This window comes from Butyrivibrio proteoclasticus, from assembly GCF_900115735.1.
Taxonomy (GTDB): domain Bacteria; phylum Bacillota; class Clostridia; order Lachnospirales; family Lachnospiraceae; genus Butyrivibrio; species Butyrivibrio proteoclasticus_B.
In genome coordinates, this window is sequence record NZ_FOXO01000001.1 from 149737 (window position 1) to 165938 (window position 16202).

The following is a 16202-nucleotide window of genomic DNA, read 5'->3' on the forward strand; positions in this document are numbered from 1 at the left end:
TTGATATGGTTGATATTATAGAGAAGAATTATAGCATACAGATGAATACACTTATTAGGAAATTGGCTATTGAATATGATAAAAAATCGGGAAAGCAAGACAAAAAGAGTCTTGAAATTATGACTAATACTCCATTATCAAGCAATTTAAGAATGCTTTTCAAACATAATAATTAAAAGCAGGATAATCTTTATAAAACTACTAGGTATGGGAGATATAGATAATTGGATTGAGCAATATAATATGTTTATAGATTTTTTATGCAATATTAAATGTGGAATAATAATTAAATGTTAATATAACAAAAAACAAATGGCTCAACATTAAAAGAAACTAATCTAGATTTCTTTATAAGGGAAAAAGTGTCTAATAGAACGATTTTTGTTTGTATAATGCGAAAAGGAGAAACAATGAGAACGAACAATTATGGAGAGAAGACGATATTATACTATCCTACTATAAGAATTAAGGATGGAACATGGTTAAGAAATGCATTATTGTATTGGGATAAAGTAGCATCTATTGTACCAGGAGTGAATTATAGTGCAATTAATTCTATTGAAATAGAATATCTTCAAGATGCTGGAATATACGATCCAATATATCCGTTTGAATTGGAACAAGAAGATGGACTATGCGAGTTGTTTTGCCAACAAGTGAAGAAGAACTTGAAATATAGTAAAAAAATTAATAAAAGGCACACTGCTCGCGTACATGTCGAAAAGCTTAATATGGTTGATATGGTACATATTGATAAAACACCAGAACCAATTTTAGAATATTTGCTGGATGAAGGAATTGCTCAGAGAAATTATGATGGACCATGGATTAATATGAATTCAAAAGATGCAGATGTTTATATGGCTACTCTGGCAAAATATCTTGCAAAAGTGCACGGAAATACAGAGATAGGAACAGATAGTGGTATCAAATTCTATTATCCTTTTACGGGAAGTAAGGGAAATATAGATGCTGAAAAGCAAATTTACTTAAATATGGCATTACAGAAAATATTGCCAGTGCCGAATATGAATGTTTCGCTTGCGGATATTATAGATTTTAGGATGAGACATGAACGAGAGCTTAGATGTTTTAGACGACGCATAGAAGCATTTCAATGGAATTTGAAGCATTGCACAGATGTGGAAGATATTCAAGACACAACGAGAATGCTGCAACGTCAAATGGACGATGATTTACATGAAATAGAGGAATTGATGAGTTTTAGAGGAATAAGAAGAACGAAGAAAACGATGCGAGCTTTAATACCGATAGGAGTAGCAGCAGGAATAGGATTATTGGCTGAAAGCACGGGAATACCAGCATGGGGAAGTGCGTTGTTAGGAGATATAGCTGGGGCTACAGCCTCTCTATTTTGTGTAAATGATGATTTGCAGATAGAAGATAAGAGTGCATATTTATTTTATGCACGAGAGAATGGTTTTATTTCAACAACTATGCCAAGAAGTGGTTTTAATAATAATATATAAGTAGAGGATATTTTTTACGGGAGCATTTACACTGGAAAAAAATCTTTCTATTGTTTAGAAGAGATTAAAAGATTTAAAGTAGAAATATGAGCTCAAATAAGCCACTTAGTTTCTGAAAAAATGAAACCAAGTGGCTTATACTGTTTCATCGTATTATCTTTTTAAAATCATCCTTGCCATGTTTACGGAGTATCTGACATCAGAGTCATAAATGTTGCAAAGACCTGTGTTTTGACAACTTCAGCATTTTTAACAGAGTCGATCATGTGACAGAAAGTAACTCGATATTGTTATTTTCTTAGTTGACGTTTACCAAAAATCAAGGCATACGTATGTTACATTATTACTAAAAGTATAATATACTTTTAGTATATGTACTCTTACTATTTGCGAGTATCTTGATTATTGGAATCATGATACTAATGCGTTATATGATGTTATAGGTATTGGATTTAGAAAGTGAGATTATTTATGGGATTATATCTTGATTCATCAGATTCACTTACGCTTTACAAGAAAATACGAGACAGTAAGTGGTATATAGATAAGACAGAAATACTATCTGAACTTATTGATAGAATTGGAACTACAGAAAACTATATATGTGTCACAAGGCCGAGACGTTTTGGTAAGACGGTCGCCGCTAATATGATAGCAGCCTATTTTTCTCAAAATTTGGATTCAAAAGCAATATTTGATGGTAGCAAAATATCAGAAAATCCTAATTATGATAAGTTCATTAATTCTTATCATGTGATAAGCATAGACTTCAGCAAGATTGATGATATGTGTCAAAACTATGATCAATATATTTCAACAATTAAGGATATATTGGTTAATGATTTATATAATGCATTCCCTGAAGTTCAGTTTAGAGAAGGTAGTTCTGTGGTTGAAGACTTAAGGAAAATTTTTGACTGTACGGGGACACAATTTGTTTTTGTACTTGATGAATGGGATGCTGTTTTCCATATGAGTTTTATAGGTGCGGAAGATAGAGCAAGGTACCTTTTATTTCTCAGGAATTTATTAAAGGATCAGGCATATGTCGCACTTGCATATATGACCGGTATTTTACCTATAGCCAAGTATTCAAGCGGTTCAGAACTCAACATGTTTCTTGAATACACCATGGCATTAGAAGAACGTTTCAGTAAATACTTTGGTTTTTTGCAGAACGAGGTAGATGAATTATATCGAAGATATCTAAAACTGGAATCCAATCCAAGGATAGCGCTTGAAGATCTTGGCAAATGGTATGATGGTTATCATACTTTTGCCGGAGACAGGGTATATAATCCCAGATCAGTGGTAGTGGCTCTTACTAATAACAATTTGGGGAATTATTGGACTAGTGCCGGACCATATGATGAGATTTTTTATTACATTAAAAATAATGTCAATGGTGTAAAAGATGACTTGGCAAGGATGATTACAGGTGACAAGGTTAGATGTGAAGCTAAAGAATATGCGGCAACATCAATGAATCTTAAGACCAGAGATGAAATACTTTCTGCCATGGTAGTGTATGGTTTTTTAAGCTATGCAGATGGTTTTGTAATGATTCCCAATCAGGAACTAATGGGACAGTTTGCGGATATGCTTGAAAAAGAGGAATCATTGGGATATGTTCATAGATTAGCTTTAGAGTCTGAAAAGGTGCTTGAGGCTACTTTAACCGGAGAAGAGAATACGATAGCCCAGATTCTTGAGGAGTTTCATGATACAGAGGCACCAATCCTTATGTACAATAATGAGTCCGATTTATCTGCAATTGTCAATTTGGCATATTTGTCTGCGCGAGATCGGTACGATGTTCAGCGTGAGGATAAAAGTGGAAAAGGATTTGTTGACTTCATTTTTTACCCAAGGAGAAAAGAAGAGCTAGGTATTATCTTGGAATTGAAAGTTGATGATTCAGCAGACAATGCACTAAAACAAATTAAAGATAAGAACTATGTTCAGAGATTTAAAGGAAAAGTAGCTGATAGACAAGAGGTAAAAGAAGTAGTTCTAGTCGGAATTAGCTACGATAAGTTTAGTAAAAAGCATACATGTAGGATCGAAATGGAGTACGTGTAACATAAGGTTTCGGTATTTGGAATGCAGAAAAAGATTTAATTATAATAACGAATTTGATTTTGATAAGTAAATTATATTGTTTTGCGATTAGTATTGATATATGTTATGATAATCCAATCAAGTTAAAAGGCGGTGTTAAAAGACATCGCCCTTTTAGTGTTCGTAACGGAACCTGCTTTATAATAAAGTCTATATAATAGGAATAAGTACATGTACAACAGCAAGATGAAAATTAGAAATGACAAGCGAATTAGAAGGATTACATTCATGATGGATGAAATGTCTATTATAGTAGCCTTCTTATTAGCTATTGTAATTCGTTTTAAAGAAATTATGAAATGGGTAGATTTTAATTATGGTATTTATGTCAGCCTTTTCATAACATCATTGATATTCGAGACCCTCGTGTATTTCATTTATGATTATAGTGGTCCTAATATTGTGGCAATGGATCCGATTGATAATTTTTTTATGGCATTTAAAAGCCGCGTGCTGTTACAAATGCTGTCTTTAGGGTATCTTTTTGTGGTACAAAGGTCTATTCTTGCATCAAGAATAGTTATTGGAATATTCAGTGTACTATCAGTAGTACTTGGCTATATTATACGAATGGTCTATAGATACTATTATATCAAAAAGAATGGTGATTCTATTTTCCCAATGGTTTATAAGATTAAGTCAGACAATATTGACATAAATCATATTAAAGAGGAGATAGACATAGGCGATTATGAAAGTGTTCTCCTTTTTACTAATATGATGGATGAAAAAAAAGCCAATGAATATCTTCAGGAACTTCGTAAAATGGGCATAAGAACTTATGTCTCATTGAATTACGAAGATTATGAAATCAGATCCGGCATCATTACTGATATAGATACATATGAAGCAATGCCTGCTTTTGTTGGAAGCGAAAAGTGCAGGATATTTGGAATCAATTACTCTATTTCCAGAATAGAAGAAGCAGTGCACCATGTCCTGAAGTATATTGATGAATTAAAAGGGCAGTACATATGCTTTTCAAATGTTCATACATCTGTTGTTGCAAGAGAAAATCATGATTATTTAAATACATTAAACGGTGCTGCATTTGTTTTTCCTGATGGAGCACCAATATATCGCGTAGAGAAAATGCGTGGTTTTGTAGGCGCTGAAAGAGTGGCAGGGCCGGACTTTATGGAAAATATGTTCAGGGATACGATGGATGGAAAAGTATCTCACTTTTTCTACGGTTCTACAGAAAAGACACTTGCAAATCTTCGTGAGAATTTACAGATGGTTTATCCTGGATTAAACGTCAAGGGAATGTATTCTCCTCCATTTAGAAAGCTTACACCTGAAGAGGATGCGGAAGTTATCAAAATGATAAATGAATCCGGAGCTGACATTGTCTGGGTTGGTCTTGGAGCACCTAAACAGGAAGAATGGATGCGTGACCACAAGGGCAAAATCAATGCCGTTATGATGGGAGTTGGAGCAGGATTTGATTTCCATGCAGGTACTCTTAAGCGCGCACCCTTATGGATAAGAAGAGTTGGCCTTGAATGGCTGTTTAGATTATTTAAAGAACCTGCAAGACTGTTTAAAAGATATGTTGTTAACAATATAAAGTTCATGGTGTATTTGCTGACTGATAAAACAAGAGAGGCAGAATACTATCATACTAAAAAGAAACAGATATTCTGTATTGGCTGTAAGGGAGTCCCTGCCGAATACGGCGGTTTTGAGACCTTTATGGATAATTTGACCAAATACAGGCACAGAGATGATATACGCTATCATATTGCAAGAATAGCAGATTCCAATGGTCGCTACATTTATAATGATGCGAAATGCTTTGATGTAAAAACACCTCAGGTAGGAGCAGGAAGGGCTGTTATTTATGATTTGCGAGCTCTTAGAAGGTGTGTGAATTATTGTAAGGAAAGACCTGAGATCACTGACCCGATATTCTTTATAATGGCTTGTCGTATTGGACCGTTCATGGGACATTACAAGAGAAAAATAGAAAAGCTCGGTGGAAAAGTGATTTTAAATCCGGATGGACATGACTGGTCAAGAAGAAAATGGTCAAGGCCGGTACGAGCATATTGGAAATTGTCTGAAAAGCTTATGGTAAAGCATGCTGACAGGATCGTTTGTGACAGTCAGGAAATCGAGAAATATATCAACAAAGAGTATGCGTGTTATAATCCTAATACTACATATATTGCTTATGGAGCGGAGCTGACAGCTTCAGCTTATGCTGATGACAGCGATGTATTTGTAAATTGGTTAAAAGACAACTCTACATCTGCAGGTGAGTACTATATTGTAGTTGGAAGATTCGTTGAAGAGAATAATTTTGACATTATTATCCGTGAATTCATGAAGACTTCCACAGACAAAAAGCTAATAATCATTACTACAACAAATGATAAATTGGCCATGACTATCAATAAACAGCTCAATTATCAAAATGATGAGCGAATAATAATCTCAAAGCCAATCTATGACAAAGAGCTTGTTAAGAAAATCAGAGAAAATGCGTTTGCCTATATTCATGGTCATGAAGTTGGCGGAACCAATCCATCACTTCTTGAGGCTCTCGCCAGCACATCTGTGAATCTTGTTCTTGATGTTAAGTACAACAGGGAAGTTGTGCAGGATGCAGGATTGTACTGGTATAAGGACGAGGGAAACCTTGCGGAAGTTATTTCGCAGGTTGAAACACTAGGCAGTGACGGTAGAAAAGCAATGGATTTTAAAGCTAAAAAAAGAATTAAGGATCATTATACTTGGGATTATATTTCCCAAAAATATGAGGAAGAATTCTGTTGAAACCACATATGAGAAAGAAAAATCATGGACCAAGGAATGAATGCAGATGGTAAGAATTGGAATAGATGCGCATATGCTTGGGGATTGTTCGGGTGGAAATGAGAGTTTCTATGAAGGAATTCTTAAAGCATTTATGCCAGATAAAGACAAAGAGTACATTCTTTTTCTAAAGGATGGGGTAGATGACTTACCCTACAGAGACAGATTTAAGATAGTGAGATTTAAGAGTAATAATGCTTTTATCAGAAACTTTGTTGAGCTTACTTATCTGTGTATAAAGTACAAACTTGATGTTTTACACACCCAGTATTACATACCTTTTATAAGACCATGTAAAACAGTGGTTACCATTCATGATATATGTTTTGAACATTTTAACGACATTTTTGAAAAGGGAGAATATTACAGAAATAAGGTATTAATACCATACGCTGCTCGTTGCGCTGATCGTATTGTAACAGTATCAGAATTTTCAAAAGGTGATATCGCGAATACGTATGGTATTGATGAAAAGAAGATTAGCGTTGTATATAATGCAGTAGACAGTGAATTTAGAATCTTGCCAAAGGATAAGGAAAGAAGTAGTATCATCCGAGGCAAATTTGGCATTGGGAGTGAACCCTTTATTATATGTGTAGGGAATTTACAACCAAGAAAGAACATTCCAAGGCTTGTTGAAGCATATTTGCAGTATAAAAAGAATAAACAGTCAGATATTAAACTTGTGATTGTTGGTAAAAAAGCCTGGATGTATGACAAAACGCTGGATTCTATCAGTCAGGATCTGAAGAATATAATACTTACGGGATACGTAAGCAGGCAGGAACTGATTGAACTGCTCAATCAGGCGGAAGGATTTATATACCCATCATTTTATGAAGGCTTCGGCATTCCGCCTCTTGAAGCATTAGCATGCGGGACAAAAGTAGCTGTGTCAGATATTCCTGTGATGCATGAAGTTATGGGGGATAACGCTATATTTTTTGACCCATATAATGTCGGAGATATAGAGCGTGCTCTTTCAGAATTGGTAGAAGCTGATAAAAACAGCATCGAAAAAGAACAAAATATAGATAGATTTAACTGGCATGATAATGCTGCACTGCTAAAAAAGGCATATTTAGCAGTTGTTGAAAGTGAAATTTAATTGTGGGAGTAACATGAGGATAGGGATTGATGCCAGGACACTTTCATATGAATATACCGGAATTCCGATATTTGTGTATGATGTATTAAAGTGCTGGAATGAAGAAAACACGGATGATGAATTCTTTTTATACTCTAACAGACCTTTTGAACTTGATTTTAAGCTTAAGGATAATTGGCATATTGTTATAGATGAGTATGGGCTAGGTACAATATGGGTACAGTTGCGTCTGGCTGAATTGATTAAAAAAGATAAATTAGATGTTTTTTGGGAACCTATGAATTTTTTGCCACGTAAAGTGCGTGGAACAAATTATTGCGTCACTGTTCATGATTTGGCTGTCTATAAGAACGCGAGCTTTGGGACATTTAAAGAATTTGTAATGGAAAGGCTTTTTATAGCTAAATCATGCAGAACGGCTGATAAAATAATTGCTATTTCAGAAGCTACCAAACGAGAAATATTAAATGAACTGAAAGTTTCGGAAGAAAAAGTTAAGGTTATCCATAATGGAGACTCACCCTACAATGGAAAAGAAAAAAATTATAGTGACTATGAAAAAAAACAGATACAAAAAAAGTGGAATGTAGTCTCGAATAAGTATCTTTTATATGTAGGTACAATAGAGCCAAGGAAAAACATTACTACAATTGTAAAGGCGTTTAATGTTCTAAAAGCTAATGGGGATTTTGAAGGTAAATTAGTTCTTGCAGGAAAACGTGGCTGGAAGAGTGATTCTATTTTTCAGACAATTATGGATAGCACATACAAAGATGATATTGTTGTGACGGGATATGTTACAGAAATTGAAAAAGAATGTCTTTATAGGGAGGCAAGTTGTTTACTGTTTCCTTCATTTGAAGAGGGGTTTGGATTTCCTATTGTTGAAGCTATGTCTGTAGGACTTGTAGTTATAACAGCTGATACTTCGTCGATGCCGGAAGTTGGCGGAGATGTTGCATTCTATGTGAATAAACAGGACATATGTAACGAGCATGAACTTGCCAGGCAGGTAAATAAAGCTCTGGGCTTAAGCGATGCTGAGCTTAAATTATATGCTGAGCGGGCCAAAAAACGTGCACTTACATTTAATAGACATGATGCTGCCCAAAAAATATTGAAAGAGTTAAAGAGTAAAAAATGAAAATTGGAATTGATGCAGATATGTTCATAAATCCTAATGGCACAGGCATTCCGAACAGTGTTTTCAAGGTGCTTGACTATTGGAAAAATAACCATCCTGAACATGAATATTATCTATTTGCTTATAAAAAAATAACTCTTTTTGACGAGTACCCATCCAACTGGCACGTTGTTGATAAATGGCCTATTAAGATTGGAAGATTCTGGCGCATGTTCGGCGAGTCATTTGCAATCAGGAAATATGGAGTAGATGTCTTTTGGGGGACTAACTATTTTTTACCTAACAGAGTAAAAAGCGTTAGATATGTGCTTACAATTTATGATATGGCTCTGTATTTAATTGAAGGTATCGGAGAGAAAAAGAACCTTAACAGGATGAAAAGGAATCTTCCCCGATCAGTCAATAATTCCGACAAGATAATAGCTATTTCACAATCAACTAAGGATGATATAAAAAAGATCTTTAATGTTGATGATAAGAAAGTAATAGTCAGCTACTGTGGAATTGACAATGAAGGAAATTGTAGTATTGACTTTAATAATGTTAGAAGTGAACTTAAGTTTGAAGCGCCTTTTTTCTTGTTCGTTAGCACCATAGAACCAAGGAAAAACATAATAACTATTATTAGAGCTTTTGAAGAATATCTTAATAAGTATGATGGCGATGAACTATTAGTTCTTGCAGGACAAAAGGGGTGGAACTGCGACAACATATACTCAGCTATAGATAATAGCAAATATAAAGACAGGATAATACTTCCGGGGTATATTTCTTCTGATGAAAAGAAATATCTTCTGACCAATGCTAAAGCATTTCTGTATCCGTCATTGTATGAAGGCTTTGGATTACCGGTTCTGGAGGCATTTAAATACAATCTTCCTGTAATTACATCCAATGTATCATCGCTCCCTGAAGTTGCAGGAGATGCAGCTTTCTATATAGAAAAAACTACAGATTATCATTCGTTATGTATGAAAATGCGAGAGGTTATGGAACTTACTGAAAATGAAAAGGCGGATTTGGCTAATAGAATGACTAAACAGCGAAATAAGTTTTCATGGGATAAAAATGCAGAAGAGATAATGGAAGTGCTGTCTATATAAAAAGAATGGTTGTGCATATTCAGTCAATTACTGGGTATGCACTTATTATTTGGGAAAATTAAGGCATAATTTATGCCCGATATTTCTATAATTTGGGTACTTACTTTTGAAATTCATGACTTAAAAATATAACTGGATGTGAAAATATTACTGGTTTTATCAATATATAGTACATGTGTGTGAAATAGTGTTGATATATTGTGGAATAATCATTATAATTTTAATTATTAAAAAGAGTTAAAGTCTCAAATAATAAGGGGGAAATGTATGAAAACTAAGTGTTTAGTAAGACATGTACTTACACGGATGGCTTTTTTATTGATTATGTTTGCTGTTGTGCACGTATTTTCAATTGAAGCCAAAGCTAGTGGGGGCACCATTGATGGTACTGACATTAGCTGGACATTGGAAGATGGCAAGCTGACTATTCAGGGCACCGGTGAGATGCCAGACTGGGAAAATGCTGCCTGGCATCCATGGAAGGATGATAATGATAATGTAACCAGTATCGAAGTTAGTGATGGGATTACAAGGTTAGGAAACAGGGCGTTTTATCAGATGCATAATGTGCAAACTGTTACACTGGCTCCTTCAGTTACCAGTATCGGGGAAGAAGCATTTGCAGAAGATCCAATATCAAACGGTATTGACTTGTCAAACGTATCTTACATCGGAAAGTCGGCTTTTGCAGTTTGCAACGCAAAAACAATGACTATCAAAAAAGGTACTGTTGATGAATATGCGTTTGATCGAATGGGCAGTATGACCAGAGTGACTCTTGGGGCTGATGTTACTGCAATAGCTGATTATGCTTTTAAAGATTGTAACGGACTTAGCTCTGTTGTATACGAGGGTGAGGGAACAACTTGGGAAGAGATCAGATCGCACATTAGTATCGGAGAAGGTAATGAATGTCTTACAAATGCATATATAGCTGGTAGTAGCGGGGCTGCCTGTGGCACATCATGTAGCTGGGCTCTTGAAGGAGAAACACTGCATATTAGCGGAACAGGTAGAATGTATGATTTCCAGCTTTATAATGCTTCACAGTACGATTCTACAAATATTCTCTGTGTGCCATGGGCAAATATAAAGAGCAGCATTAGAAACATCCAGATTGATGAAGGAATTACATACATTGGGACTAATGCATTCCGTTTTGAAGACCAGCAAGGGGGCGATACAGCATACGGATTTGAGTCAGTAAGTCTTCCTTCAAGTATTGAGGAAATTGGTGCATTTGCTTTTGCTGGTAACAAACAACTTAGGGCATCTACAATCAATAGTGGATTTGTTGGTGAGTCTGCTTTTATCAGATGCGAAGCACTTGATACTGTAAGCTTTGGTTCAGGAATTAAAGGATGTGGAGTAAGTGCATTTGAGGATTGTCATGCTATCAGAACAGTAAATGTTTCAGATCTTACTGCATGGTGTAATTCTTATTTTGGAGGTTTCCTTTCAAGTCCATTCCGTGCACCGGGCGGAGAAGCAAGACTTGTAGTAAATGGAGAGGCAGTGACAACGCTGAATATTCCAGATGGTGTTACAGAGATTCCTTCATATGCTTTTGAAAAAGTAAAACATATTACAACTGTGAACATTCCTGACAGTGTGAGAAAAATCGGCGACTATGCATTCTATGACGATTCAATACAGAACATTAGTTTTGGAGGAGGAGTCACAGAAATCGGAGCCTTTGCGTTTCAGGGACCACAGCTTAGCAATACTGATTTGAACATCCCTGACAATGTAAGCAATATTGGACCATATGCATTTGCGTTCACAGGAATTAAGTCAGTAACAGCAAATGCAAGTCTTGGTGTTCGTTGCTTTAAAGGTTGTGGAAATCTTCATAGTGTAAATCTTGGAACTAATGTTAAAGAGATTGGCAAGGACGCATTTGAGGGTTGCGATGGTATCGATGCTGGTGGATCTATTCAGCGTAGTGTAATCTATAGAGGATCAGAAACTCAGTGGATGCACATAATTAAGGGTACAGGCAATGATAAACTGGTTCTTGGTCGAATTGTATATCAGGGAACAGATGATGCAAGTGCTGAGAAGAAGAACCCATATATTGGTAAGATTGTAAAATTTGGTAACTATAAGGGAAGTGAACTTACATGGAAGGTTCTGGCAGTTGAAGATGGAAAAGCTCTCCTTATTACCGAAAATGTGCTTGATTTCCGCAAATATAGCGAACAGGCAGGAACAAAGGGAATCAATGGCGATATTATTACATATGAAGGATCTGACCTTAGAAATTGGCTCAATAGTAGCTTTAAGAACGAAGCATTTTCTGCAACAGAGGCATCTCAGCTCCAGTCAGTTACAGTAAATGGATCAAGAAATAGTAAATTCGGAATTCAGGATCCCGGATCTGCTGTTACAGACACTGTGTTCATTCTCAGTGCAGATGAACTTGAGAGATATCTTCCAAATGAACATGATAGAATTGCTAAGTGTCTTCCTGCAGTAAACCCTAACCCAAGTGATCCTGTTTACTATGAATCATATGACGCCAACGGAAATGATGGCTCATATTATTGGGTACGTACTCCAGGTATTTATGGATATGATGCTATTTACGTGCATTACACAGGTGAATTTGAATATGATGGAATGGCAGTAGGAAATACCATCGCCGGTGTTCGCCCTGCTATTTGGGTACCATCCGCTGTTGCTACAGCTCAAGTTGATGTTTCTATAGGTGAAGTAAAAGCGTTTGTTGAGCGTATGTACGTAAATGTCCTTGGCAGAGCATCTGATCCGGAAGGACTTAGTGATTGGGCAAACCAGCTTATTACAGGTGTACGCGATGGCGCCGGAGTAGCTCAGGGATTTATGTATAGCCAGGAGTTTAGTCCATCATCTATGGGTGGAAAACTTGGTGCGAAACTTACTGATGAGCAGTTTGTTATAACAATGTATCGCACATTCTTTGACAGAGATCCTGATGCAGGCGGTAAAGCTGATTGGATGGCTAAGCTTGCTGATGGCTATAGCAGAAGAGTTGTTTTAGCAGGCTTTATAAATTCTGATGAGTTTACAAATCTTTGCAACAAGTTTGGGATATCACGTGGTGTCTTCTCTGCATACACAGTTGATGAGGCAAAGGCTAAGGAATACGTGCAGATTCTCTATCAAAGAGCTCTTGGCAGAGCTGGTTCAGAAGAAGAATGGGCAAATTGGGCAGCAAAGATTTGTACTGGTCAGTATACAGCAGTGAATGTAGCTGTCACAGGTTTCTTTGAATCACCTGAGTTCACACAAAAGGGCTTACCTAATTTCAATTTTGTACAGACTGTATATATGACATTCTTTGGCGCATATGGAGATGATTCAGGTGTTCAGTACTGGATTAATAAACTTGAGAAAGAAGGTTGGACGAGGCGAAGAGTTGTGAGTGAAGGCTTTGGTGACTCACAGCAGTTCAAGAATGATGTACTTGCAAAGTATGGCCTTTTATAATAAAGATTAGGAATAATATTAGTTAATATATTTTAAGTATAAGCCTTGGGGTATGATTTGATACCCTAAGGCTTTTCTTATTTTGTTGTGAGAGTAAACATATTCTGATATAATAAATGCTCGTAAAATCAAACCATATGAAGGGGCAATAGCCAAATGATAGAAACTATAAAAAAGAATAAAATCTCATTTGTTCTTATATTGTTATTTTTGGTACTTTGTATCAGGGTAATGATAAAAACTCCAGGAAGCCTTACTGGTGATGGCATAGAGTATGAGATGCAGGTAGAGGCGTTTTTGAACCATTTTTCTTTTGGGATAACGACTGAGGATGTGGAAAAAACCAAAGCAGATTTTTATAACGAAGCGGAGCTTATAGATACCGAGTATTACGTGGATGTAGCTCATCACCTTCATGAGTATAAAGGCGCTAAATATAGCAACCACTACGGGATGTATTCAGCATTGGTGGCGCCTTTAAAAATTCTTTTGTCTCCTACTGGATGTTATCCGATAAGGGCATTTCATCTGACAAATATACTGCTTTATATGTCAGCACTTTTAGTTATTTTCTTTTGCCTCAAAATTGATGAGACAAGAAAACTTATCCTAATAATTCTTTCTATTGTAAATCCGGCGTGGTTCTATATGTTCTGGACGCATACAGAAGTATATATGTTTGCATTTACAGTTATGGGGCTTGTTTTTTATTATAACAGGTCCTATGCAAGAGCAATATTGTTTGTAAGTATTGCTGCAATGCAAAATCTATCAGTGTTGGCATTTGCCATGGTGATAGGAGTTCAGCTACTTATCGAGAGTGTTGGAAAGCATATCGAGAAAAATGGTAAGTTTGAACTTGGTAATTATATCAAGGATTTTGTAAAAGAAGTATTGCCATGTGGGTTATGCTATATTCCTGCACTTATTCCGATGATATCAACATATATAAGATTTAACACGATTAACCTTGTGGCAGATGATGCTATGGAGAATAAATATCTGTTTAGCAAGGCTATGAACTATCTCTTTGATTTAAATCTGGGTATATTACCTTTTGAACCATTTATACTTTTGGCATTTTTTATAGTGGCTCTTATAGGACTAAAGAAAAATACGCTTAGATCAATAATCAACATTCTCGGGGTGTGCGGTATCCTCTTTATAATAGCTCACCAGATTCAGATCAACAGTGGCATGAATTTTATCATGCGATATAATATATGGATTATACAGATAATGATATTTTTTGTGATATGCAGTTGGGATGTTACTTTTGAAAACCAAAGGAATGCACTGGCACTTGGAATATTTGAAGGATTCTGGACAGCTTTTATGCTTGTTATGACTATGAGCGGTTTATGGGGATATTCGGCAAATCAGTTTGCTCCATGGACCCAAGCGGTTATTAACAAAATGCCTGCATTATACAATCCGACAAGAGGAATCTTCTACTCAAGGGCTAAGGGGATTGAGTGCTATTATGAGGATTATCCTGCAGTTTACACGAATGCTCAAGGACAGATAAGAAAAATACTTCTTAGTAGAGAAGCGGAAAAGCTGTTTTATTCAGATCAATGGATTTTATGTGATGCTGAGGGCAATCTGATTGATAAAACCGGGTTAAAAACAGTGTCGGTGGATGGAGGAGACTACAAATATATTAATTTAACTGGTGAGGTTTATCATGCATTCTCCAGAGAAATTGAAAATCCTGTTGTTTTTGCAGGCCCGGATTATAACTTAAAGGGATTTTATCAACAGGGAATGGCAAGAGCTGAAAATGATTTCACATGGACTGACGGTGACGCTGTAGTATTTAAGGTGTCAAATGATTCGCCTGTTCAAAATATGCACTGTAATATAGATGTTGCAACTATCTTTTACCAGCCACAGCATGTAAATGTATATATTGATGAAAATCAGGTATACTCGGGCGTGATTGAAAGTGGTGATCAGGACATTGAATTTGATTTCACTAAGCCTAATGATGATATTTTTGAAATGACTTTGGAAGTGCCTGATTCTGTTCCGCCGTCCACGGTTATAGAGTCAGCAGATACAAGAGATTTGGGCTTGGGATTGTATTCAATGACAATATCAGAAGCTGAAGACTATTGATTTAGAAGAAAAGAGGAAAAAATGAATTCACTTTACATCGTAATGCCAGCGTACAACGAAGAAGAAACAATAGAAGGGGTTGTCAGGAAATGGTATCCCCTTTTGGAAGGAAAGGCAGAAAATTCAAGACTTATAGTTGCAGATAGCGGTAGCAAAGACAGGACACATGAGATTCTGACTAATCTGATGAAAGAGTTGCCACAGCTTGAAATACTTGATGATACTTTGAAACAGCACGGCCCGAAGCTGATTGCTATGTACAAATATGCCAGGGACAACAATATCGATTATGTATTTCAAACTGATTCAGATGATCAGACAAATCCCGGAGAATTTGAGGCTTTCTGGAACCTTCGTGATCGCTATGATGCAATTCTTGGAAACCGAACTGTAAGAGGAGATGGTGCATCAAGAGCATTTGTTGAAAAAGTTGTTTGTTTCCTTCTTAGAGTTGTGTTTGGAGTCAGGGTTCCTGATGCCAATGCACCATTTAGGCTTATGAAGGTTGAACTTGTCAGCAAGTATATTGAGCGTTTCAATGAAGATTATAATCTTCCTAATATAATGCTTACCACCTTTTTTGCTCATTATAAAGAAAATATAACATTTAGGGAAGTTTCTTTTAAACCCAGACAGGGTGGCGTTAACAGTATAAACATACCTAAGATTGTGAAAATTGGCATTAAAGCGCTTGGAGATTTTATAAAGTTTAGGAAAGAAATGGTTTAATACTGATTTGTTAAACATCATGACACAATTGCAAGCTGTAAGTTTTTGAATACTTGTTTGCAAGTACCGTGTATTTATGCTATTTTGTTTGGCTG

9 protein-coding genes are annotated in these 16202 nt (G+C 36.0%); all 9 read left to right on the top strand.

Features of this window, described 5'->3' with window-relative positions; genetic code table 11:
* Positions 1-410 precede the first annotated feature (410 nt).
* Entirely contained in the window at positions 411-1490 is a 1080-nt protein-coding gene (locus BM146_RS00645) for a DUF6236 family protein (RefSeq protein WP_074882876.1), read from the top strand.
* Positions 1491-1961: 471 nt separating this feature from the next.
* Complete coding sequence (locus BM146_RS00650; protein WP_074882878.1) at positions 1962-3572, top strand: AAA family ATPase; 1611 nt, start codon at positions 1962-1964, stop codon at positions 3570-3572.
* A gap of 210 nt (positions 3573-3782) precedes the next feature.
* Complete coding sequence (gene cps2T / locus BM146_RS19925; RefSeq protein WP_083413334.1) at positions 3783-6392, top strand: beta 1-4 rhamnosyltransferase Cps2T; 2610 nt, start codon at positions 3783-3785, stop codon at positions 6390-6392.
* Between the two features lie 46 nt (positions 6393-6438).
* Positions 6439-7539, top strand: a complete 1101-nt coding sequence (locus BM146_RS00665) for a glycosyltransferase family 4 protein (RefSeq protein WP_207649881.1) — start codon at positions 6439-6441, stop codon at positions 7537-7539.
* 13 nt (positions 7540-7552) lie between these two features.
* Positions 7553-8683 (top strand): glycosyltransferase family 4 protein, encoded by a 1131-nt coding sequence (locus BM146_RS00670; RefSeq protein WP_074882884.1) that lies wholly within the window; start codon positions 7553-7555, stop codon positions 8681-8683.
* Entirely contained in the window at positions 8680-9786 is a 1107-nt protein-coding gene (locus BM146_RS00675) for a glycosyltransferase family 4 protein (RefSeq protein WP_074882886.1), read from the top strand. The genes BM146_RS00670 and BM146_RS00675 overlap by 4 nt, the downstream gene beginning before the upstream one ends.
* Before the next feature lie 267 nt (positions 9787-10053).
* On the top strand, positions 10054-13257 hold the full coding sequence (locus BM146_RS00680; RefSeq protein ID WP_074882888.1) for a leucine-rich repeat protein: 3204 nt from the start codon (positions 10054-10056) through the stop codon (positions 13255-13257).
* Positions 13258-13413: 156 nt separating this feature from the next.
* Positions 13414-15378, top strand: coding sequence for a hypothetical protein (locus BM146_RS00685; protein WP_074882890.1), 1965 nt, complete (start codon positions 13414-13416; stop codon positions 15376-15378).
* 21 nt (positions 15379-15399) lie between these two features.
* Positions 15400-16107 carry a glycosyltransferase family 2 protein gene (locus BM146_RS00690; RefSeq protein ID WP_074882891.1) on the top strand — a complete coding sequence of 236 codons (708 nt, stop codon included), beginning with the start codon at positions 15400-15402 and terminating at the stop codon, positions 16105-16107.
* Positions 16108-16202 lie beyond the last annotated feature (95 nt).